This is a genomic window from Akkermansia sp. NBRC 115031 (genome assembly GCF_030268505.1).
GTDB classification, from domain to species: domain Bacteria; phylum Verrucomicrobiota; class Verrucomicrobiia; order Verrucomicrobiales; family Akkermansiaceae; genus Akkermansia; species Akkermansia massiliensis.
Map to the genome: position 1 here is coordinate 135210 of NZ_BSQU01000008.1, position 22786 is coordinate 157995.

General features: G+C 57.3%; 21 protein-coding genes and 1 tRNA gene. 17 read left to right on the forward strand and 5 right to left on the reverse strand.

What is annotated here, in order from left to right:
* Positions 1–73 precede the first annotated feature (73 nt).
* Both QSJ36_RS11465 and QSJ36_RS11470 read left to right on the forward strand, forming a co-directional pair.
* On the forward strand, positions 74–337 hold the full coding sequence (locus tag QSJ36_RS11465; protein ID WP_022398161.1) for a hypothetical protein: 264 nt from the start codon (positions 74–76) through the stop codon (positions 335–337).
* Between the two features lie 56 nt (positions 338–393).
* The gene (locus QSJ36_RS11470) at positions 394–1206 is read left to right on the forward strand and encodes a hypothetical protein (RefSeq protein ID WP_146019179.1); all 813 of its coding nucleotides are present in this window, start codon (positions 394–396) and stop codon (positions 1204–1206) included.
* Between the two features lie 410 nt (positions 1207–1616).
* Here the strand turns inward: QSJ36_RS11470 and QSJ36_RS11475 are convergent, their stop codons facing one another.
* On the reverse strand, positions 1617–2954 hold the full coding sequence (locus tag QSJ36_RS11475) for an MATE family efflux transporter (protein WP_022398159.1): 1338 nt from the start codon (positions 2952–2954) through the stop codon (positions 1617–1619).
* Positions 2955–3091: 137 nt separating this feature from the next.
* On the reverse strand, positions 3092–4891 hold the full coding sequence (locus tag QSJ36_RS11480) for a potassium transporter TrkG (protein WP_146018176.1): 1800 nt from the start codon (positions 4889–4891) through the stop codon (positions 3092–3094).
* Positions 4892–5092: 201 nt separating this feature from the next.
* Here QSJ36_RS11480 and QSJ36_RS11485 point away from each other — a divergent pair.
* The 4 genes from QSJ36_RS11485 to QSJ36_RS11500 all read left to right on the forward strand — a co-directional run bounded on the left by QSJ36_RS11485 (position 5093) and on the right by QSJ36_RS11500 (position 9150).
* Positions 5093–5179 (forward strand) — tRNA-Leu (locus tag QSJ36_RS11485).
* Positions 5180–5436: 257 nt separating this feature from the next.
* Positions 5437–6432 carry an L-dopachrome tautomerase-related protein gene (locus QSJ36_RS11490; protein WP_285468698.1) on the forward strand — a complete coding sequence of 332 codons (996 nt, stop codon included), beginning with the start codon at positions 5437–5439 and terminating at the stop codon, positions 6430–6432.
* A 179-nt stretch (positions 6433–6611) separates the two neighbouring features.
* Complete coding sequence (locus QSJ36_RS11495) at positions 6612–7649, forward strand: aminotransferase class I/II-fold pyridoxal phosphate-dependent enzyme (protein ID WP_285468699.1); 1038 nt, start codon at positions 6612–6614, stop codon at positions 7647–7649.
* A 316-nt stretch (positions 7650–7965) separates the two neighbouring features.
* Positions 7966–9150 (forward strand): DUF418 domain-containing protein, encoded by a 1185-nt coding sequence (locus QSJ36_RS11500; protein ID WP_285468700.1) that lies wholly within the window; start codon positions 7966–7968, stop codon positions 9148–9150.
* 25 nt (positions 9151–9175) lie between these two features.
* Here QSJ36_RS11500 and QSJ36_RS11505 read toward each other — a convergent pair whose 3' ends face one another.
* Positions 9176–9670, reverse strand: coding sequence for a YbhB/YbcL family Raf kinase inhibitor-like protein (locus tag QSJ36_RS11505; protein ID WP_102726516.1), 495 nt, complete (start codon positions 9668–9670; stop codon positions 9176–9178).
* A 232-nt stretch (positions 9671–9902) separates the two neighbouring features.
* On the opposite strand from QSJ36_RS11505, the gene QSJ36_RS11510 reads away from it, so the two are divergent.
* Together QSJ36_RS11510 and QSJ36_RS11515 are read left to right on the forward strand one after the other, a co-directional pair.
* Positions 9903–10889, forward strand: coding sequence for a hypothetical protein (locus tag QSJ36_RS11510; protein ID WP_285468701.1), 987 nt, complete (start codon positions 9903–9905; stop codon positions 10887–10889).
* A gap of 122 nt (positions 10890–11011) precedes the next feature.
* Positions 11012–11647, forward strand: a complete 636-nt coding sequence (locus QSJ36_RS11515; RefSeq protein WP_102721256.1) for a hypothetical protein — start codon at positions 11012–11014, stop codon at positions 11645–11647.
* Between the two features lie 36 nt (positions 11648–11683).
* Here the strand turns inward: QSJ36_RS11515 and QSJ36_RS11520 are convergent, their stop codons facing one another.
* Positions 11684–12736 (reverse strand): SPFH domain-containing protein, encoded by a 1053-nt coding sequence (locus QSJ36_RS11520; protein WP_285468702.1) that lies wholly within the window; start codon positions 12734–12736, stop codon positions 11684–11686.
* Between the two features lie 262 nt (positions 12737–12998).
* Between QSJ36_RS11520 and QSJ36_RS11525 the strand changes: the two genes are divergently transcribed.
* From QSJ36_RS11525 to QSJ36_RS11565, 9 genes are all read left to right on the forward strand, one after another.
* Positions 12999–13868 carry a TIGR01777 family oxidoreductase gene (locus QSJ36_RS11525; protein ID WP_285468703.1) on the forward strand — a complete coding sequence of 290 codons (870 nt, stop codon included), beginning with the start codon at positions 12999–13001 and terminating at the stop codon, positions 13866–13868.
* Positions 13865–14392 carry a lipocalin family protein gene (locus tag QSJ36_RS11530; protein ID WP_102730236.1) on the forward strand — a complete coding sequence of 176 codons (528 nt, stop codon included), beginning with the start codon at positions 13865–13867 and terminating at the stop codon, positions 14390–14392. The genes QSJ36_RS11525 and QSJ36_RS11530 overlap by 4 nt, the downstream gene beginning before the upstream one ends.
* A gap of 504 nt (positions 14393–14896) precedes the next feature.
* The gene (gene ilvC, locus QSJ36_RS11535) at positions 14897–15877 is read left to right on the forward strand and encodes a ketol-acid reductoisomerase (RefSeq protein ID WP_102726511.1); all 981 of its coding nucleotides are present in this window, start codon (positions 14897–14899) and stop codon (positions 15875–15877) included.
* A 99-nt stretch (positions 15878–15976) separates the two neighbouring features.
* Positions 15977–16774 (forward strand): ATP-binding cassette domain-containing protein, encoded by a 798-nt coding sequence (locus QSJ36_RS11540; protein WP_022398147.1) that lies wholly within the window; start codon positions 15977–15979, stop codon positions 16772–16774.
* A 6-nt stretch (positions 16775–16780) separates the two neighbouring features.
* Positions 16781–17476, forward strand: a complete 696-nt coding sequence (locus QSJ36_RS11545; protein ID WP_022398146.1) for a FadR/GntR family transcriptional regulator — start codon at positions 16781–16783, stop codon at positions 17474–17476.
* Positions 17477–17713: 237 nt separating this feature from the next.
* Positions 17714–18721: a hypothetical protein gene (locus QSJ36_RS11550; RefSeq protein ID WP_285468704.1), complete on the forward strand. Its 1008-nt coding sequence runs from the start codon at positions 17714–17716 to the stop codon at positions 18719–18721.
* A 4-nt stretch (positions 18722–18725) separates the two neighbouring features.
* Positions 18726–19589, forward strand: a complete 864-nt coding sequence (locus QSJ36_RS11555) for a hypothetical protein (RefSeq protein WP_285468705.1) — start codon at positions 18726–18728, stop codon at positions 19587–19589.
* 180 nt (positions 19590–19769) lie between these two features.
* Positions 19770–20432, forward strand: a complete 663-nt coding sequence (locus QSJ36_RS11560; protein WP_022398143.1) for a hypothetical protein — start codon at positions 19770–19772, stop codon at positions 20430–20432.
* Between the two features lie 303 nt (positions 20433–20735).
* Complete coding sequence (locus QSJ36_RS11565; RefSeq protein ID WP_285468706.1) at positions 20736–22133, forward strand: sulfatase-like hydrolase/transferase; 1398 nt, start codon at positions 20736–20738, stop codon at positions 22131–22133.
* 260 nt (positions 22134–22393) lie between these two features.
* Here the strand turns inward: QSJ36_RS11565 and QSJ36_RS11570 are convergent, their stop codons facing one another.
* On the reverse strand, positions 22394–22762 hold the full coding sequence (locus QSJ36_RS11570; protein WP_022197005.1) for a septum formation initiator family protein: 369 nt from the start codon (positions 22760–22762) through the stop codon (positions 22394–22396).
* Positions 22763–22786: the final 24 nt, after the last annotated feature.

Genomic DNA, 22786 nt, shown 5'->3' on the forward strand with positions numbered 1-22786 from the left:
CAATTCAGGGGCGGACAGGGGAAAATTCTCCTGAACTTCGTTAGGGTAATCCAAACAGCAGAAGGAAAATCTTATGGAAATACCGGATGAAATGATTGAAACGCTGGTGCCTGCCGTGCGGGAGCAGCTGGAAGCGCCGGACACTGCCTATGTCAAGGCCTGCCTGGAGCGCCTGACGGGCCGGGAAAAACTGGAAGAGCAGGAAGCCCTGGAACTGATGGCGCAGGCCCTTGCCATCACCATTAATGAGATGGTGGTGGGCGGCCGCCCCTTTGATTCGGGAAAGTACAAGGCGCTTTTGAAAGATTTGCCGGCCCTTCCGGATGAGGCTCCGTGATAAATCTCGACAATCTCCGGAATTGATTCATAATCCTTTCTTTCACTTGAAATTTTATGGCAAAAAAACCATTAGAAACAGGTGCTCCGGAAGCGTCCGCAGCCAAAAAAACGGCTGCCCGCAAAACGGCTGCCAAAAAGACGGCCTCTACGACCAAGAAGGCCGCCGCGGCTGAAAAGAAGCCCGCTGCTGACGCCGCTTCCGTAGAAGCGCCCAAAATCAAAACGGTCAAGTCCGCCCCGAAAACCGCGGCCAAGGCAAAAACCGTGAAACCCGCCAAAAAGGCGGCTGACAAGAAGGCCCCCGCCGCTGAAGCGCCGGCTCCTTCCGTGACTCCGGCTCCCGCCGCTCCCGTTGAAAAAAATACCGCTCCCGAGGCTTCCCAAAGGCCCCAGGCTGCCGCTCCGGTCAAGGTCAAGCGCGAATCCTTCCGCCCCAACCGCAACCCGGAACAGCAGGAACGCCATGAACAGCATGGCGGAGACTCCTTTGCCCAGCCGGAAACCGTGGGCGGAGCTTCTGAAGGTTCCTTCAACAAGCGCAAGCGCCGCCGCCGCAATAAAAAGGGCAACGGCTCCGAAGACCGCCAGCCCATGCAGGACTCCGCTTCCTTCAAGCAGCTGGATGGCAAGAAAGTGGCCTCCCGCGCCTGGAAAATGTTCCTGGCGGAAGTGTCTGAAGAAGGGCTTGCCCTGATGGACGACCAGACGGCGCGTGAAGCCGCGCGCCGCGCCTTCCGCTGCGCGGAATTCTTCATGATGGAAGAATCCCGCCGCAAGCACGCCCAGAAGGCCGCCCCCCAGCAGCAGGAAAAAGCTTCCTCTCCGGAGGAAGACCGTGATTCCGAAGAGGATTCCGGCGAAGAATAATCCCGGCCTGTTCCGTTTTTGCCCTGCGGCTTGTGCCGCGGGGCTTTTTTATGCCCTTGGGAAAGACCTCTGAAAGGTGGCGGTGCTCTCCTAGGAAAGGCCGTTCCGGAAATGCGCTGGCGTCGTTTTCCCCTGATTTGCAGAATGGAAAACCCCTGTTTCACGCTTAAAGGTTCTTCCTGAATGGGAGCGAATCGATCTATTCTTCCGGCGTCTGTGAATGGCCGGACTTTTTTATCCGGGACATGGATGAGGGAAACGGGTTGAACCCGGTTGGCTTGACTGGGGCGGAATGGACGCTCCTCCATCCATGCCGCTCTCATCAAGGAACGTCATGGGCATGGATGGATGCCGCCGCCTTTTACGGTGGAAAAAAGCAGGGAAGGGTTGCGGTTTTGCCGTATTCCTGTTTATACCTTCTTGCCGCGCCATTTTCCGCTCTTCAGGTACCACCACGCCAGTGCTATCAGGGCAATGCCGTAAACGTGTTCGGAGAACCAGCAGAGAGCCACGTCAGGCTTGAGCCTGATGACGATGTAATAAACGGCGGCGGTGTAAACAGTCAGGGAAATCATCTCCATGATGAAGCCCGCCTTCGTGTTGCCCGTGCCGGATACGGCATTAAACAGGATGAATGCCGGAGCCATGATCAAGGTGGAGGTGGACATCACATAAACGGAATTAATGCTGGCGGCAATCAGGGACGGATTATCCGTGAAAACTCTGAGAACGGGTTCCGGGAACAGGCACAGGATGACAAGCAGCGGAACCAGGATGGCATACGTCAGGTTAAGCGTCATCCCGCAGGTTCTGAACAGGTAGCGCTGTTCCCCCGCGCCGATCTGGTTGCTGATGAGGGCCCCCGCCGTGGTGGCGAAGGCGCTGATCACCATGATGAGCAGCGCGGAAATATTGCGCACGATGTTGGTCACGGCCAGGGGGCGTTCCCCCAGATGTTCAATCGCCAGGAAAAAGATGAACCAGATGGAGACGGAAATGAAGGACTGCACCATGGTCCAGCCGGAAATGGACAGCATGCCTTTCAGCAGATGGGGACGGAACGTGAACGCCCGGCGGAAGCCGTACTTCCGCTTGTCTGCCGTCGTGCCCGTGTAAATGATGAAAAAGAGGAGGGAAACGGCCTCCGACACGCTGGAGGCAATGGCCGCCCCGGCGATGCCCATGACGGGAAAGCCGCCTTTCCCGAAAATGAGGCAGTAATTCAGCACCACGTTGCTCAGGAGCATCACGACGGAATTGATCGTCAGAATCTTCGTTTGGGTAATCCCCACGTAATAGGCGCGGAACATCACGCAGAGGAAGGAGAAAAAGATGCCGTAGGTGCGCCAGTGCAGGTAATCCGCCGTGGCGTCGTAAACCTGCGGGGACTCGATGATATCCCGCAGGATGATGGGCGAAAAATATTGGGAGGCGGTGAACAGAACCACCGCCAGGGCCAGCATGAAATAACAGCCCTGGATCATGGTGGGTCCAATGCGGTTGTAACGGCGTTCCCCGTTGCGGCGCGCAATGATGATCTGCGCCCCGAAGCCGAAGCCGAAAGCCAGCATGAACATGGCCATGTAATACACGCCGCCCAGGGCGCACGCTCCCAGCGCCACATCCCCCACGCGGCCCAGGAAAATGGCGTCCGTCAGGCCGATCATGTGCTCAATGATCAGGCTGATCATGAGGGGATACGACATGAGCCATATCTTTTGATAGGAAATAAAGGAGGGATTATTCATAACAAGGGCGTCCCGCGGGCATGATCTGCCGGGAGCAGGCGCTAAAGGTCCGGCATTCTTGACTCAAACCGTTTTCATGCAAGAAAGAAATGCGTTTGTCTCCATGCATGTCATGAAAAACGGAAAAAAACCGCGGGTCAGCTGAGGGGAAGCCTGGTTTCCGGATACCGCAGCGGAGACTTGCTGGGCTGTTTCATGAACGCCAGCACGAATGCCACCATGCCCACGCGGCCCACGATCATGTTAAACACGATAATCCATTTGCCCGCATCGCTGAGTTCCGGCGTGACGTTCCAGGAAAAACCTACCGTGGCGAAGGAGCTGACCACCTCGAAAAACAGGCGTTCCAGGCTCAGTTCCGGTTCCGCAAAACACATGACCGTGGTCATCATGCCTACCCAGGCCCCGGCCAGGATAACGGTGATGACGGCGCGCTCCACCACGCTGCGGGCAATCCGGCGCTTGTGCATCACTACGTCCTGCTTGCCCTGCAAGATGCGCGCCACCTCCCCGCAGGAAACGGCGAACGCGGTGGTATGGACGCCCCCCGTCGTGGAACCGGGATTGCCGCCGATGAACATGAGCGCCCCCAGGAACAGGGCGTACGGGACGCTGTTGAGCGCCATGTCTGAAATATTGAACCCGGCGGTGCGCGCCGTGGCGTTGAACAGGCTTTCCCACAGAATCCAGTACCAGGGATCGGCAGAAGTGAACAGGCTGCCGTCAATCGCCTTGATCAGGAACAGGATCAATCCGCCGCCCAGCACCAGCGCGGCGGTCATGCGCACGACCAGCCAGCTGTACGTGGACCAGTGGCGGCTGATAGTGTTCCGGCTGTCCCAGCCCAGGGCCACCCTGGCGCGGCGGACGATCTCCAGGTACATCGCAAACCCCAGGCTGCCGCAGAGCACCATCACCATGATGGTAATCTGGCCGCCCATATTGTAGGCCACATCCGGCGTAGCCAGGTTGTCCGCAAACAGGCTGAACCCTGCGTTGCAGAAGCCGGAAACGGAATGGAACACGGCGTACCACCAGAGCGTGTCCCCCTCCAGCCCCGGTACGTTCCTCCAGGAAAAATAAAGGGCTATGGCTCCCAGTGCCTCCACCCCGAACGTGACGGCAATGATGTTCTTGATGAACCGGTCCACCTGGGCGATGCCCTCTTCATCCAGCAGGTTGCTGATGGTCACCTTGGAACGCAGGCTCAGGCCCTGGCCCACCATCAGGGAGACGAAATAAGTGAACGTCATGATGCCGAAAGCGCCTACCTGGAAAAGCACCAGCAAAATGGTCTGCCCGTAATTGGTGAAATGCTCATGGACGTTCAGGGGCACGAGCCCCGTGACGCAGACGGCGCTGGTGCTGATGAAATAGGCGTCCGTAGGGGAAAGAATGATGCCGTCCTTGGTAGCGCCGGGCGACATGAGGAGGGTTCCCCCCAGCGTAATGAAGGCAATCAGCGTGAGCAGGAAAAGCAGGGCCGGGCGGATGCGCGGCAGGTGGAACCCCCGGTTCCGGCGGGCCAGGCGGAAAAAATACTCCTTCAGGTTCAGCAGGGGAGCCGCTCCGTAGCAGAGGCAGAGGGCGCGGAAAATATTCTGAAGCTCTATTCTGGAAATAAAGGTGGAATTGAAAAAATTCCCGGCCAGCATGACCAGGATAAGGAGGCCCAGCCCCAGCTCCATCCACCGCGGGTTCCGGATGGACCTGGCAAGCCACTTCTCCCGCAGGATGCCGAGAACTCCGGTAAGCTGGCCGAGCACCAGCAGGGACAGGATTTCCCGGAAATAACGCAGGGAAAGCTGGTCCTCATGAATCTCGCCGAAGCCGTTCCACCACAGCAGCCACATCAGGGCGGCCAGCGTGCACAGGCCGAACCCCATTTCCATGACCTCAAAACGGTTCAATAGCGGTTTTTCCCTCGTCTCATTCACAAGCCTGCAATGGTGGTGCCTCTGATGCTGAGGGGAGACTACTGCATACGGAAGGATTTGAGAAGCCCTTATATCGTTTCCATGCCGTCCCGGTTGCCGGGGGGAAAGAGGTCCTGGAAAATATTTTCTTTCATGTGCAGGAAAATAGTTGCCAATCCGCCGCCGCTGTGCATAATAACCCCCGTTCTTACCAAACCATGTGCGCTCGTGGCGGAATTGGTAGACGCGCTAGATTCAGGTTCTAGTGGGGGTTCCCCCGTGAAGGTTCGAGTCCTTTCGGGCGCACCAAACAAGGCCGTGCAAGTTAACTGCTTGCACGGCCTTACTGGTTTCTTGGGGATAGCGGTTTCCATTCAAAATGGCATCAGGTGCGGGAAAACGGGGCATTTTTTTGCAAATGACGGGAGTGGTGCTGCGAGGAAAGCTGCGCCCGCGGGGAATGAACGCGGAGCGCCTCAGTATTGTCTTGCAGTCAATAGAGAAATTAAAATCCCATGTTCCCCGTTAAATGTTTTTTCTTTTCCGCTTCCGTTGTTTTATTCCTCATGTGCGCGTTTGCTCCGGCCGGGCGTGCGGAGGCGAAGATTGAGGACGTCTCCTCGTTCAAGGGGGCGCAGGTGACCGGAGTGACGGTGTCGGACAAGGGCAGGATTTTTGTCAATTTTCCCCGCTGGCGGGAGCAGATTCCGTGCTCCGTGGCGGAGGTCCGCAAGGACGGCAGCTATACCCCTTATCCGGATGAGAAAACCAACCGGTGGGAGAAGGGAATGCCCGGAGACGGAGATGCGTTTGTGTGCGTGCAGTCCGTGGTTGCGGACGGAGACAGGCTTTATGTGATTGATACGAAGAATCCCATGATCGGCAAGACTGTCGCCGTTTCTGCATTGTACGTGTATGACCTCAATACGGACAAGCTTGTCAGGAAGTATCCCCTGGCGGAATCCACCAGTCCGGATTCCTATATTAATGACCTGCGCGTGGACCGTGAGCATGGCAAAATTTATTTTACGGATTCCAACGATCCGGGGTTGATCGTCCTGGATATAAAGAGCGGAGAGAATTACCGAATGCTGGACCATCACCCCTATACGACGGCGGAGCAGGACCATGTCACCGTTGAGGGGAAGAGGCATGACGGAAAAGTCCATGCCGACGGGATTGCCCTGGACCGGAAGAACGGCATCCTGTATTTCCACGCCCTGACGGGTAAAACCCTGTATGGAATACCCACCCGCCAACTGATTGACCGGAAGGTGGATGAAAGCAGGATTTTTTCCATGAAAACGCCTTCCCCGGACGGCATGATCATGGACGACCGGGGCAACCTTTACATGGGGGACCTGGAAGAGAACCGCATTGTCTATCTCACTCCGGACCGCAAGGAGATCAAGGTTCTGGCTTCCGGGGACGGAATCAGCTGGCCGGACACGTTCAGCATTCATGACGGGTACCTGTATTTCACCAATTCCCGCATTCAGGAAGCCAGCGGGGATATTTCCAAGATGGAGTTTACGCTGAAAAGGGTGAAGCTGCCGGAATAAGCGGCCTGGGCGGAGCGGAGGATGGCTGAGCCTCCGGCATCTGTGCCGTGAAACCGCTTGCGCCCTGCCGCCCTCCGCCGGAACCGCGACGTGGCTTGCCCCTGTTCCGGAGGTATTCTTCATCTTCCTTTACATGACAGGCGCCCCGGGCTACAGTCCCCGCGTTTTTCAGGAAGGCAATGATTCTTTTCAACTGTGACTACAGTGAAGGCGCCCATGCGGATATTCTCCGCAGGCTGGCGGAAACGAATATGGAACAGACAGCCGGGTATGGGGAGGACCCCTATTGCGGCCGGGCCCGGGAGCTGATCGCTAATTTATGCGGCAGAACGGACCTGGACATTCATTTCCTCATTGGAGGAACCCAGACCAATTTCACGGTGATTGCGGCGGCCTTGCGCCCCCATCAATGCGTGCTGTGTGCGGATGCGGGCCATATCAACGTCCATGAGTCGGGAGCGGTGGAGGCGTGCGGCCACAAGGTTTCCGCCATTCCATCCCTGGACGGGAAGCTGACGGCCCGGCAGATTGAGGATGCGTGGCACGCCCATTGGGACGACGAGACCCATGAACATATGCCGCAGCCCCGGATGGTTTATATTTCCCAGCCGACGGAACTGGGGACCATTTATTCCCGGAGGGAACTTCAGGAGATTTCCGAAGTCTGCCGCCGCCGGGGGCTGTACCTGTATATGGACGGCGCGCGCCTCGGCTACGGCTTGTGCGATGAAGGCAATGATCTGGATCTGCCGGCAATTGCCTCCCTCTGCGACGCCTTTTACATCGGCGGCACGAAGGTCGGCGCCCTGTTCGGGGAAGCCCTGGTGCTGCGCCATGATGCCCTGAAGGAGGATTTCCGCTACATTGCCAAGCAGAAGGGCGGCCGGCTCGCGAAAGGGAGGCTTCTGGGCATCCAGTTTCTGGAGCTGTTCCGTGACGGCCTTTATTTCCGCCTGGGGGCCCACGCGGACCGTCTGGCCGTGATGCTCCGGGATTTCTGCCGCGCCAGGGGACTGGCGCTCCCCGTTGCCAGCGGGACGAACCAGCAGTTCGTCACGATGCCCGATTCCGTCCTGGATGAGTTGGGGAAGAAGTACGGCTTTGCCTACCTGCGCCGGGAGGACCCCTCCCACAGTACCGTGCGTTTCTGCACGAGCTGGGCCACGCGGGAGGAAGACGTGCGGGAGTTGATGGCAGATATCGGCCGTTTGTGCTGAGGTGTTCCCGTTTCCGGGGAGCGCCGGGGTACCTGCACCGGGTTTCATTGTCTGCGGGGGCAGGGGGAAGATCGTTCTCCGGCTCATCCCTGGGAAGCGGTATTGAGCTTTCCGGAATGCGGAAGGGCGGGGATGGCACGGATATGTCCTTGACCGCGCAGCAACCATGGCCGGGGGGACGCGTCCGCCGCCCGGCATGGAATAAATTTTCCGGAAGGATGCTCCGGCTGCGATTTTGGCTGTAAAAGGCTTTTTCATGGTGTATAGGTGGCTTCTGTTGAAACAGAGGCGTTCCGTACGCCGTACTATCATAGCCATGGAACCCTTACTCTCTCCCGACAGCAAACGCATTTATGTGGTGGACGCCCTGCGCGGTTTTGCCGTGATGGCAATCATGCTGCTGCATTTCCTGGAACATTTCATCTACAATTCCTATCCCGTGGCTTCCTCCCCGGTGATGGAGGCGGCCAACCAGCAGTTCAAGGACGCTTTTTTCTTCCTGTTTGCCGGAAAGTCCTACACCATTTTCGCCCTGTTGTTCGGGTTCACCTTTGCCATCCAGTACCGCAACCAGGCCCGGAAGGGCCGTGACTTTGCGGGCAGGTTTGTCTGGCGCATGTGCCTGCTGGCGGTGTTCGCCTGCATGAATGCGGTGTTTTTTCCGGGCGGAGACGTGCTGCTGACCTTCGCCATCGCAGGGCTGCTCCTGGTGCCGTGCCGCCGGCTGAAGACTTCCACTCTGGTGGTATTATCCCTGTTCTTCCTGGCCCAGCCCCTGGAATGGGCGTATGCGGCAGCGCAGTGGGTGAATCCGGGCTGGGCGCCTCCCTCCCTGGCTGTTGCGGAATCGTACGCTGCCCTGAAAACGGCTGTGGATACGGGCAATTTCTGGCTGATGGCGTGGGAGAACCTGACGGTGGGGCAGTGGGCAAGCCTGGCCTGGGGCATTGAGGCGGGGCGCCTGATGCAGGCTCCGGGACTGTTTCTGCTGGGGTTCGTGCTGGGGCGGCAGGATTTCTTTTTGCGGAATGACCGGAATGCCATGTTCTGGACCCGGGGGATGCTTCTTTCCCTGGCCGGAGCCGTGGCGTTTTATGTGGTGATGTCCCTGCCGGATTTGCCTGCCCCGGTGCACACCGTGTTCACCATGTGGCACAATGTCTGCTTTACCGGCGTGTGGGTAGCCGGGTTCGTCCTGCTGTACCGGCTGGAATATTTCAGGAAAGTGACGGTTCCTCTGCTGACTTATGGACGCATGAGCCTGACCAACTATGTCTCCCAGTCTCTGATAGGCTCCCTGATTTTCTTCCCGTACGCGATGGGGCTGGCTCCTTATTGCGGGTATCTGGCCAGCTTTGCAATCGGCTGCGCCGCCATGGCCGGGCAGATATGGTTCTGCCGCTGGTGGCTGGAGCGGCACCGTTACGGGGTGCTGGAAGGGCTGTGGCACCGGGCAACCTGGATGGGCGCCGGAAAGGCGGCCAAGCCGGAAGCCCGGTAGAAACGGTGATTTTCTCCGGTACAGGTTATTTTGCCGGTACCTGGTCGTAAAAGACGAGGGACGCTTTTTCCAGCGTGTGCTGCCAGAGCTGGAAGCCTACCTGGGCGGCCGGGGTATCCGGAGCCACGGGCAGGGACGCCGTATCCAGCGCATAAACGGTGACCAGGTACAGGTGCCACCCGTGGCCCGGGGGAGGGAAGCTGCCGCTGTAGCCCGCGAATCCGGCGTCATTGCGAATTTGGACCGCCTGCTCCGGCATCAGGCGGGTGGCCGGATTTCCGGCATCCGCGTGCAGTTCCCTGACGGAGGCGGGAATGTTGACGGCCAGCCAGTGCCAGAATCCGCTTCCGGTAGGCGCGTCCCGGTCATGGATGGTAACGGCAAAGCTTTTTGTTCCTTCCGGCGGATTGGTCCAGAAGAGCTCGGGGGACTGATTGCCGCCGCCTATGCTGGTGTGCCGGTGGACAGGCGTGGCAACGCCGCCCAGGTCCTTGCTGTGGAGTGTAAATGATGAAGGCATAAGGTCAGGATTTTATTTCAGTGTTGTTCGTTCAAAATGAGGGGAAGGGTTCAGGAGATTGTGTGGAGGGGCTTGCTGCCGGGCTGTCCGGCGGCTTTCTCCCGGATGCTCCAGATTCATTCCTTGTTGATTTTTTCCTTCCAGTCGTGTTCGGTTGGTTCCCTGGTACGGGAAAGGGTGCCGTTCCAGATGGCGCTTTCCTTTGAAAGGGAGATGTAGTATTGCGTGGCGTATGGAAGGGCGGACGGACATCGGCGGCTTTTTCGGCCTGGAATTGCCGGAATACGGCAATTTCCCTCAGTGGCATCCCGGCCGGAGCGTGGCCGTGAATTCCGGCAGGCGCGCTTTGGAGTATATCCTGCGCCGCCTGGGGGGCGTGCGCCGTGTCCACGTGCCCCTTTATACGTGCGGAACGGTGCTGGAACCGATGGAACGGCTTCACATTCCCGTTATTCCTTACCGCATTGACGGGCATCTGGAGCCGGAAGAATTGCCGGAGCTGGAGGAAGGGGAATTCCTGATGTATACAAACTACTTCGGCATCAAGGAGAAGTACGTGGACCGGCTGGCCTCCCGGTATGGCGGCAGGCTGGTTGTGGACAATGCGCTGGCCTTGTATTCTCCCGCCCGTCCCGGCGTGGCGTCCCTGTACAGTCCGCGCAAGTTTTCCGGCCTTCCGGACGGGGGAATCGCCGTCATGGACGCAGACCAGCCGCTGCCGGAACCGGAGGAACGGGATGAGTCTCTGCCGGATGCCGCCTTTCTGCTGGGATGCCTGGAACGTGGGCCGGAAAGGGCTTCCGCCGCCTGCGGACGGAACGAACGGAGGCTGGAAAACGCCCCCCTGCGGAAAATGTCCCGTCTGACGGAGCGGTTAATGCGCGGAATTGATTACGAGCAGGCGCGATTGCGCCGCATGGACAATTTCCTGTTTCTGCACGAAAGGCTGGGACATCTGAACCGCCTTTCCGTGGATCCGGATTCTTTGTCCGCTCCGTTTTGCTATCCGTTTTGGACGGCTTTTCCCGAGCTGAGGAATGTGCTGATTGATGAACGCATCCTGGTTCCCCTGCTGTGGCCGGAGGTGCTGGAACAGGCCCCGGCGGACAGCCTGGAACGGAAGCTGGCGCTGCATCTTCTGCCGCTTCCCGTGGACCAGCGCTGCGGGCCGCAGGACATGGAGCGCGTCGTCCGGACCGTGGAGAATTTTTATTCCTGAAACAAGGAGGAACTATTTTGTTAGAGCGGCAATAAGGCGTTGACGGTGTGAACGGACTGCTCTAACATTTTTGAATGTCCGACTATCTCTCTTCTCTGGGCTATCCTTTCCGTGGAAGGCCCATGGTTTTTGCCTTTGCCGTCCTCATTGTATGGGCCATGTTCCTGGCGGCCTGGGCGCCCCTCATCGGCTGGATTGCCATTTTTTGTTTCCTGCAACCGTTCATGTGCGCCTTTTTCATGAAGATGGTGCAGCGGTCCGCCATGGGGGAGGAGGAAATCTGCCTCTTTCCGGAGTTGGAGGAATGGCTGGACGATCTGATGATGCCTTACATCCGGCTGGTAATGTGCATGGCAGTCTCCTTCCTGCCTCTGGTCATTTATCTGGGAGTGATGGACTGGGACATGGACAGCCCCCTTATCTGGCTGTTCATTGCGGCGGGTGCAGCTTATTTCCCGGGCGTTTTCATGAGGACTTCCGTGCTGGAAAGTTTTTCCGGGCTTTCTCCCGCGGGCTGGTGGGGGCTTGTCAGAAAGGCGCCTCTTCCCTATGCCGGGCTGCTCGGCGCCATCTGCGCGGGGGGATGGGTGATTCTGAGCCTTCCTTCCGGGTTTCTGATGGATTTTGCCATGGCGCCCGTGAAGCTGTATGTCGCCTGCGTGCTGATGAACATGTGCGGCTTGTTCATGCTCAAGCATGAATTTGCCGGGGAAGAGGAGGAGGGCGGTTTTTCCATCTCCGGTCCCGCCGCCTCATGACTGCCGCCAGTCCGGCAGCGCCGGGGAAAGCGAGGCTTATTTGGCGGACTCCCTGTCCAGATTGAGGATGCCCAGCACGGACATGTTCCCTTCCGCATCCTTGCCGGAGGGAAGGTAGACCTTGGCATTGTTCAGCATGTTTTCAAAGGCCTTGGCGCGGAGCACGTTCGGCCCCATGGCCTTTTCCTTCAGCGCCAGCCCAGCCGCTTCCGCCCTGGCGGCTTCCAGGGAAGCTTCCGCGCGCGCTTTCCCCTGCATGACGATGACTTTGGCTTCCGCCTCGCCGCGTGCCAGATTGGCGTTCGCTTCCTGGCGCGCTATTTCCATTTTCATGGCTCCTTCCGCCTCCCCGCGTGCGCGCTGGATGGCGATGTCCTTCCGGGCGATTTGCAGCTCCGTCTCCTTCCGTTCATTTTCCTGGGTGGTCTGCACTTTCTTCACGACGGATTCAATGATGGCCTGCGGAGGATTGGTTTCTCCCACGGCTACGGAATCCACGATGAAGGGGGTGCCGTCCAGTCGCTTGCTCAACTGCGTGTAAACGTTGTCGGAAATCTTTTGCAGGCTGCCGGAGGCGTCCAGGGCGTTGTACTGGCTCAATTCCGCCCGTACGGCGGTGCGGAAGGGCTGCTGGATGAAATTCTTGTAGGCAAAGAGCATGATCTCGTCCGCCACTTCGTCGTCATTGCGGCCGGAGCTCTGCGCGATGCCGCCGTAATCCTCCATGAATTCCTTCACTCGGGACGGGTCCAGGCGGTAAACCAGGGAGGCCTTGCAGGAGATGGGCAGTTTGTCCTTGCCCAGGATGGCGCCGCCGTTGCGGGCATCGAATTCCTCCACCGTGGTATCCGGCGTGATGGAAACCTTGCTGACTTCCCTCCGCCATACCCATCCCGTGGAGGATGGCCCGATCAGGATGCCCTCAAACTTGTTCTGGCCGAAAATGGGCTTGGAATAAACGTAGCCGGCAAAACCGGACAGCACGCGCTTGTTGCTGAAATTGTAAAAGGAGAAGGCCGCCGCACCCGCAGCAATGATGACAATGGCGGGAATGAGCAGGGAAAGGAAAGCTCTGGGGGTTTTATTCATGAGAGAGTAGTGGTTGTGACGGTTTCCAACATAAAAGGCACCCGGTGAAAATCAAGTTCTCTTTTTCCGTCCGGCCGCAGGGGAAATTCCGGTGAAGAGCGCGTTTCAGGAAAAGGAAGGCGGCAAAGTATGTCCTCCGCTGAACGGAGGAGAGAGGTGGAAATGTCTTATCCGGTAAAGGTTGTCCGTTCCCGTGCGGGATATTTCCAGCAGTGTTCCGGAGCGCCCTCCGCGGAGACGGGCCGCCATCTGATTTACAGTCATGAATGTAGCCATTACGGGTTCCAGCGGATTTATAGGCAGCCACTTGTCCAGCCGTCTTGCGGTGTTCGGGCATCAGGTGACGCCTTTGTGGCGCTATCTGTTCACGCAGGACAGCGTGGATTGCCTGGCGGAGGCTCTGGCGGGATGCCGCGCTGTCATCAATCTGGCCGGGGCGCCCATCGACCGGCGGTGGACGGACGCTTACAAGCAGGAACTGGTGGAGAGCCGCATTATGACCACCCGCAAGCTGGTGGAAGCGGTCAATCGCCTGCACGAACCTCCGGAAGTGATGATTTCCACTTCCGCCGTCGGGTATTACAGCCCGGCCGGCGGCTGCCATGGCGAACAGGACGATCCGGCGGCGGATTCCTTTCTGGCGGAATTGTGCGGGGCCTGGGAAAAGGAGGCGGAACTGGTGAACGACTCCGTGCGGCTGGTCCGCACCCGGTTTGGCGTAGTCCTTTCCCCGGATGGAGGAGCGCTCCCCAGAATGGTGCGCCCGGCCCGGTTCGGCATCACGGCGGCGGTAGGGAACCCGGACCATCCCTTTTCCTGGGTGGCGCTGGAGGACCTGGTGGATGCCCTGATTTTCATCATGGGGAAGGAGGACATTTCCGGCCCGGTCAATGTAACGGCTCCGGAACGCACCACCAACCGGGAATTCTACAAGGCTGCCGCAGAACATTTCCACACCCGCCTGTCCATCCATGTTCCGGACGCCGTCCTGCGCCTGCTGATGGGGGAAGCCTCCCAGGTGATTACCAACGGGCAGTGCGCCATTCCGGAGACGCTGATGCGGGAGGGATTTGAGTTTCAATATCCGGATATCCGCACCTTTTTTAACAAAGCATTCCCTGTCAAATCATGAGTATCATACAGACCATCGTTACTTCCCTGTTTCACGGCCATTCCGTCAAAACCGACCCCATGCCGGATTTCAATCTGGAACGTTATCTGGGGGAATGGCACGAAATCGCGCGCCTGGAAAACTGGTTTGAGCGCGGGCTTCGCAAGGTGCTTGCCCGGTATGACCATGGAGAGAACGGTACCATTTCCGTTACCAACAGCGGTTATGACGTCCGTACCGGGGAACGGAAGGAGGCTCATGCGAAGGCTGTGGTGGGAGACGCCCCCAATCATTTGAAAGTGTACTTCGTGCCGCTGGTGTACGGCCGGTATGAAGTGGCCTTTCTGGATGAGGATTACAGCCGCGCCGTGGTTTCCGGCGGTTCCCTGAATTACCTGTGGCTGCTGGCCCGGACGCCGCAGTTGAGGGATGAAGAGCTTCAGCCGATGCTCCATTGCGCGGAGGAACTGGGGTATGATACCTCCCAGCTGATTTACTCCAATTCCCAGGCTTCCACGGATAATGGCATTGGGCGGGATCTGTGAGGGATACCGTTCTTGAAATGGGAGTGCGGGGTAGGGATAACGGCTTTATGGAAGAGCCAAGCTCCTTTGTGGAAAAACGCCTCCGCTTCGCTTGGCAGTGAAGGCCGGGAGGCCTTCATTCCCAGGGATGTTTTTACCCAGTCCGGGGGAAGGCGTATTTTCTCCGTGTTTCCCGCTGGGCATCCGCCAGGAACAAGGGCCTTCCGGCCCTTGTAAAAAATGCCTCCGCTGTATTCCGGAACAGGTTCATCCATGAAGGCTGCCCGGTCGTAAAGCGGTTTCATGGCCCTTGTCAGGAATTTCCCGTAAGCGCCCCCATGGGCTCCTTCCTTTCTTCATTCTCCTGCTTTCAAGCTCTTCCCTCCAGCGGGCCCGTCTCCATGCACATAATTTAAAAAACGCAGCCATTCGTTGAAAAGCGCTTGCAATCGGGCGGCGGATGGCTATGTTCTCATTCATCCAAACATTGGATGTTTGGATGAATTACTTAAAGAAGGAGTAACAATGGATATTATTCATGACAACGCCGCTGATCTCAGCGCATTGAACGGCAAGACCGTTGCCGTGATCGGATATGGCGCCCAGGGCCGCGCCCAGGCACTTTGCATGCGTGACTCCGGTGTGAACGTGATTATCGGCGTTCGCCCCGGCAAGTCTTTTGACGCCGCCACCCAGGACGGGTTCCAGGTGATGACCGTAGCGGAAGCCGCGGACAAGGCGGACATCATCCACATTTTGCTGCCGGATGAAAGCCACGGCTCCGTGTATGAAGCTGAAATCAAGCCCCACCTGAAGGCCGGCAAGACGCTTTGCTGCTCCCACGGCTTTGCCTACGTGTTCAACACCATCGTCCCCCCCGCGGACGTGGACGTGATCATGGTGGCTCCCAAGGGACCGGGCACGGAAGTGCGCCGCGTGTTTGAAGAAGGCTTCGGCTGCCCCGGCCTCATCGCCGTGCACCAGAATCCCTCCGGCAAGGCCCGCGACGTGGCTCTCGCCATGGCCAAGGCTGAGGGCCTGACCCGCGGCGGCGTGCTGGAATGCACCATGGCCCAGGAAACGTACGAAGACCTGTTCGGCGAACAGAACGTGCTGTGCGGCGGCCTGGTGGACCTGATGAAGTACGGCTTTGAAACCCTGACGGAAGCCGGTTATCCGCCGGAAATGGCCTACTTTGAATGCGTGCATGAAGCCAAGCTCATCGTGGACCTGATTTACAACGGCGGCATCCAGAAGATGAACTCCGTGATTTCCAACACCGCTGAATTCGGCGAGTACTACAACGGCCCGCAGATTCTGCCCGCCGACGTGAAGGAACGCATGAAGGAATCTCTCAAGCGCATTGAATCCGGCAAGTTCGCCAAGGACTGGCTGGAAGAAGCCGCCAAGGGCGCTCCCAACCTCAAGGCCAAGCGCGAAGCCCTGGGCCAGCACCCGGTGGAAATCGTGGGCGCCAAGATTCGCAGCCTGTTTGAAAGAAACTAAGGTTTCTTTTACGTTGATCACGGGCCGTTCCGCCGTATCCCGGAGGAACGGCCCGGACACTCCCGGGCTTTCCGCGGAAGCCCGCTATTTTTTCAGTTTATGGACAATTCCTTGCCGGCCGTCAATGTGGAGAATGCCAGGGTATACCTGGGCGGCCACGAAATCCTGCACAATATTTCCTGGCAGGTGCAGCGCGGAGAACGCTGCTTCATCCTGGGCGCGAACGGCGCCGGAAAGACGACGCTGGTCAAGGTGCTGATGGGGTTTGCATGGCCTCTCTTCGGCGCCAGAGTACAGGTGCTGGGCAAGACCTTCGGGCACGTGAATCTGCTGGAACTGCGCAAGTCCATCGCGTGGGTGAGCCCGTTCATGCACAAATGGCTGGAGGACGGCGCCTGGAACGGGCGCGACATGGTGCTTTCCGGCCCTGACGGCACTATCGGCCTTCTGCGGGAGCCGACGCCGGAAGAGGAAGAGAAAGCCGCCGGGATCATGAAATCCCTGAAGGCGCAGCATTTGATGGACAGGCCCGTGGTGGCCATGTCTTCCGGAGAACAGGTCAAGGTGCTCATTGCACGGGCGCTGATGACGAACCCGGAGCTGATGATCCTGGACGAACCCAGCGTTTACCTGGACCTGGCGGGACGCGAATTTTTACTGAAAACCATTGAGGAACTGGCGGAGACGCGGCCTGACCTGACCATCGTGTTCATTACCCAGCGTATTGAAGACATCCTCCCCGTATTCAACCGCGGCATGATTTTAAAGTCCGGTGAGATCGTGGCCCACGGAAGCCGGGACGAGGTGTTGACGGAGGAAAATCTAAAGGACGCCTTTGAACTGGATATCCAGTTGATCAAGACGGAAAAGGGACGCCTCTGGACTGTTATTCGCTAACTTTTCATGAAGAAATCCAAGACAATGGAGTTGAAGAAGCCTGTAAGAGTGTCTCTGTCCCGCCAAGTGCTCACCGCCATGGAATCCATGATACGGTCCGGCAAGTGGAAGGTGGGGGACCGCATTCCCGCGGAGGCGGAACTGGCCCGGGCTTTTTCCGTCAGCCACAACACCATCCGCGAGGCCCTTCAATCCCTGATTCACATGGGGATGCTGGAGGCCCGGCCCGGCGACGGCACGTATGTGATGGCGTCAGACCGCTTTGCCGTTGCGGTGAGTAACCGCCTCAAGGAATCCGAACTGCCCCAGATTCTGGAAGCGCGGCTGGCTTTGGAAAAGGAGATTGCGCGGCTGGCCGCCGTTAAAAGGACGGAGGAGGATTTGAAGGAGCTGGAAAGCGCCCTGAAGGACTGCCATGCCAGGGTAAGGCCGGGCATTGAGGACGACATGCTGTTTCACGCCGCCGTGGCCCGCGCCACGCATAACCCGGTGCTTGCGGAATTGTACAACGTGGTGATCCGCCATGTGCAGGAGAATCTGGAAGGCCTGCTGCAGGAGAAGCAGTATGACGCCGGGGCCATGAAGCTGCATGACGACCTGCTGGATGCCATCCGGCAGCGGGAGGCGGACACGGCGGAAAACATTATTGTGAAGATCGTGGAGTTTGATACGGTCAGCATAGGCGGCCAATTCAGCGCCTGATATTCGGGTGTTGGGATGCTTGAACCGGCAGTTTGTCCGGTAACCGGAACGTTCCGGCGTCCTCCGCATGGCGGAAGCCGCCGTTTTTTGCGGAAAAGAGAATGGCGTTCCGGGAAAAATAGGGGAAATAGCTTGGTAATTCATGGAGCACGATTAGTTTTTCAACTTTTTCTTTACATCTTCAAATAAATAAATTACCCGGATAAGGCAACGATATGCCAACTTCCCATCCTTGCCATGTTGTCTCTATTTCAAATACGTTCTATCGGCCTGATATTGATGGGCCACTGGTTTGGCGCTTTTGCCCAGGCCGGAGAAGATGTTCCTGATGAAGTACAGGCGCTGGAAATAAAATCGGAAACGACGTTGTGTTCTGCCGATTTCTATATTGCCAAAGAGCAGGGAAAGGATGTGGATGAGAAGACGGACAAGGAGCGCAAAAAACTCGGCATGGGGGAAGATGTTTTGTTGACTTTGACCGGAAAGCCCAAGGGGGATGTTTCTCAGTTGCAGTGGAAGATTACCAAAGGGGAAGCTCTTGCCTCTCTTCCCAAAAAAACGGAAGGAAAGGCGAAGGTGGTATTGACGGTGAATAAGCGAATACAAAAGAAGGGAGAGGTGGAAGTCACCGTCACCACGAGTGAAGGCCTGGAAAAAACCATTGCCTTTGAGATTCTTGTGCCAACCAAGCTGACGGCAGCCGTTCCCGTTAAATCCAGTCTTCCGAGTGATCCCAATATCGTTGTTGTGGCGGCGGATGTCAAACTGACGGTAGAGCCTACGGAGGTGAGTTTTAAAAACATTAAACTGATTGAGCGCGATGAAGGGTTGACCTATGTCATGCCGGATCCGCCTCCCGATCCCCAGAAAGGTGAAATAAAGTTGGGCGTGCCGCATACGGGTCATGGATGCAATGACGCCAGGATCATTGAACTAAATAATTCGTTTATTGATCAGGTGATTTATGCGGCATATTACAACGCAGTCTGGGGCGCCAGGCTACCGCAGGAATGGTTGTGGACCTGCGGTTGGAAAGTCCATGATGGAAATGGGGGCGAGAAATCGACCGGGGATGATATTCTCCAAGTGGAAACCGTGGAACAAAGATTCAAGGCCGAATATATGAAATTCGACGGTATGGACGGCAAGGTTGAAGAAGTCCAGATCGCCATCAGGAAATTCGGGCGCGCGATCTCCTATGATTTATACAATCACCAAATGAATTATGAATATGTCTGGAAATAATCTGATGAGCCTGTTTTTTTGCCTCGCCGTGTTGTTCTGCGCAGCTGCATTGGGGCAAGTCATTCCTGCTCCGGCTTGCCTGGACCCGTTTAAATCTCCCCCTGCGGAGCTGTCCGGCTTGCGGGAAAAGCTGAAGCAGGGGAAGCTGAGGGAGTTTTATGACGGAGCCGATGCCTTGCTGGGCCAATGCGCTTCCGTTGACAATAAACAGATCACGAGGGAGGAGCTGGCGTTGCAGCTCTGGCTGTTTCATGACATTGCCGCCGCACCCCTGTATCCCGCGGACTACGATAAGGCCACGCCGGAGAGTATTTTTGACAATAAGGACCATGCCGTCAAACATGACATGCTGTCCTTCCTCTACGTGATGAGCCGGGATGCTGCGCCGATGGCGCGCCGCCTGCATCTGCGGGGCAAGACGCTGTCCGACTTGCTGGCCACGTACGCTGCTGCTACCTATGCGCAGTTCCGGAGCCATTATGATCCGGATTTGGAGGCGAAGCACGAGGCCCTGAAGAAGTCGTTTATTCCGTTGAACCGAAAGTACGTGGAAGAAGAGTTCAAGAAGAAGGAGATCGGCAGCCTCGTCAATCCGCAGTATCACGTCTTCCTCAACAAGCTGGGAGTAAACGATACCCGGAATAGAAGGCTGGAGCATTATCTTTCCATTTGCTGGATGGAGGAGTTTGTGGAAATGCTGGTGAACCTGTTTCCGGGTCAAAGCGGGGCGGTAAAGAACTACCTCCGGATGGCGGGCTATGCGGACAAGGAAATCCCGGACTTGATCAATCGGACGGTGGGGCGTACTCCGTCCACGGAATTTTTGTACAAGGGAATGCCTAGGGATGCGCAGAAGGTAAAGCCGTGAAGCAGGGCAAACGCTTAAGGACAGCAGTTTCCCAAGGCAGACGGAATTTCCTTTCCGGACAACTTAAAGCCGTCTATCCCTTGTTCCCGGAAAAACGGTATTTTTGTGAAGGATGGAGAGGCCGATAACGCTGTGATTTTTATGCTTTTCTGAACATAAAAGTTTGTTAGAATTCCGGGCATGACTACCCCTGTTGAATTGAAGTGTCCGATGTGCGGCGCGTTGCTGGCGATGGAAGATGTGAATATGGCCACGGATATGGCTTTATGCCGCGCCTGCAACAAGATAAGCAGGTTTTCAGAGCTTGTTCAGGAGGAAAGGGATGAGGAAATCCTTGATTCCATTCCCCGGCGCATGAGCGTGACAAAAACGGCACGGGGATTGGAAGTAACGTACAGGAAGCCCAAGGGAGCCGGATTTTTCCTGTTGCTGTTTGCACTGATTTGGAATGCTATTACATACGCCGCCATATTTGTGATGATGGGGAAAATGGCCCATGAGAGTTTATTCGGGCAATTGTTCCTGATTCCTTTCGTTCTGGTCGGGTTCGGTACGTTTTTGGGCGCCGTTTATGTGTTGTTCGGCCGTATGACGCTGACCCTGTCGCCCGGAACGGGAGAGCTGTTCCGCGGGGTTGGGAGCCTGGGCCGCCGCCAGCAGTTTCTTCTGGCGAAGGATTCCCGCATTTCCATTGAGGCGAGTAATATACAGCAGAATAATAAGGTGCTGAACAAGATTGTAGTGGAACAACCGGACGGCAAGCCGTTCGAGTTCGGTACAGGTATTGCGGAGAAGGAAGCCCAGCAGTATGTGGCGGCCCTTCTGCGGCAGATGAGAGGGTAGGGCTGCTGTTCCGGAATTCCAGGAAAGGTGAAGGAATGACAGGGGGAGCCGGCCTTTATTGCCGCCGGATTGGAAACGCCTTGATGGAGCTGTTTCTCCGGCAGCAGGGGGGCGTCTGTCCGTGGGAGCGGCGCGGAAGGAAAGGCTTCGTATCCATTTCCGGGAAATAATTGGATGGGCAAATCGTCCTGTTTTTAGCAAATTCGTTGTTAAAGAGTCATGGATGCCGCTTGCAGGATTGCCCCGGAAATTTCAGAATTAATATTTTGATTGATATGGCAGGCAAGCCGCGTAAATTAAACTATGATGAAGAAAGCGCATCTATTGTTGATTCTGTGCAGTTTGCTTTGCGGGGCGGCGGGGGCGCAGAGCCGCCCGGCCACTCCGCCGAACATGGTGGTCATTCTGGCGGACGACCTGGGGTACGGGGATTTGGGCTGCACGGGGTCCAGGCAGATTAAAACGCCTTCCCTTGACCGGCTGGCGAAGGAGGGCGTGTTCTGCTCCCGGGCGTATGTAACGGCGCCGATGTGCTCCCCTTCCCGCATGGGGCTGCTGACGGGCCGTTTTCCGAAGCGCTACGGCATTACTACGAATCCCAATATCCAGGTGGATTACCTTCCGGAGTCCCATTACGGGCTGCCCCAGACGGAGAAGCTGATTCCGGAGTATTTGAACCCCTGCGGCTACCGGAGCGCGGTGTTCGGCAAGTGGCATCTGGGCCACACGCAGGGGTATACGCCGCCGGAACGCGGCTTCACGCGCTGGTGGGGGTTCCTGGGAGGTTCCCGGTCTTATTTTCCCGTGAAGAAGGAGGCTGAAGGCCTGAATCCCTCCATGATTGTGTCCAATTTTACGGATAAGACGGATATTACCTACCTGACGGACGATATTACGGACAGGGCGGTTGAGTTCCTCCAGGAGTCCAACAAGGATAAAAAGCCGTTTTTCATGTTCGTTTCCTACAATGCTCCCCATTGGCCCAACGAAGCCAAACCGGAGGACATCGCCAAATTCAAGAACGTGCAGGACAAGGAACGCCGGATTTATTGCGCCATGGTGTATGCGATGGACAAGGGAATAGGCCGCATTCTGGATGCCTTGAAGAAGGACGGTCTGGAAAAGGACACGATTGTCGTGTTCCTGTCGGACAACGGCGGCGCTCCGGAAGCGTCTTCCTGCAACGCTCCTTTCCGGGGTGCCAAGAGGCAGCATTTTGAGGGGGGCGTGCGCGTGCCTTTCATCATCAGGTATCCGGCGGACAAGCGGCTGATTCCCGGAAGCGTCTGCAAGCAGCCCGTTTCCACCGTGGACCTGCTTCCGGCCCTGCTGAAGGCAAACGGACGTCAAATCCCCAAGAAACTGGACGGCATGGATATTCTGGAGCTGGTGGCGAACAGGGGAACGCCTGTTCCGCGCACGCTGTTCTGGTGCACGGATTATACGTCCGCCGTGCTGGACGGGGATATGAAGTACCTGCTGGTGCCAGACCGCGCTCCGCAGTTTTACAGCGTTACGGATGACCCCCAGGAGCAGAAGGATTTATATTTTTCCAGGCACCAGGATGCGGATTCCCTGGCCAGGAAGCTGGGAACGTACCTGACCACGACGCCCGCGTGCCGTTTCCCGGACAGCATCAGCTGGTCCGCCAAGCTGATGAGGGAGTACGACAAGGCCACGCCGGACAAACAGCCTGAATGAGGCCGCATTGGGTCTCGCCAGGGGCCCTGCGCTGCGGTCAATACGCAGCGGCGCCTGCCGGCAGGGTAGCGGGGATGCGGAACCGTCCCTTTCCGCCGCGCGGCATGGTTGCCATTCCCGTGGCTGCCCCTATCCCGCTGCGGATAACCGGGCTGGATGGAGGCCGGGTGGGATCAAACGCCCTGGTTTGGACTGGAACGTTCCGTTGACCGGTACGGGACATGGTTTTCATGGTCCCGTTTTTTCGTTAAAAAAGCGCCTTATTTCAGGCGCTTGGGTTCCGCGATGCGGAGGATATGTTCACCGGGAAGGGCCAGGTTGCCCTTGTCCCGAGCGATCATTTCAAAATAATGGGGGTCCTGGGAAATCCAGATGAATTCGTTTTTAGCCTGTTCCATCTGCTCCCTGGATTTTTCCAGATGCGCCTGGAGGAAGGAACGCTCATGCTCCAGGGAGCGCAGATCCTTCCATGGCTTGAAACACACCAGGGAAAGCAGCATGGTCAGGCACAAGGCCAGGACGATGGCAAAGAGGCGGAGAGCCCTCTGGACGATCAGGGCACGTTTCTCCCGGCGGATTTCAAGCTCCGCCAAGGTAAAACGATGGTAATAGCGGCGTCTCCAGAGCATTCTTTGCAGTTAAACAAAACATTT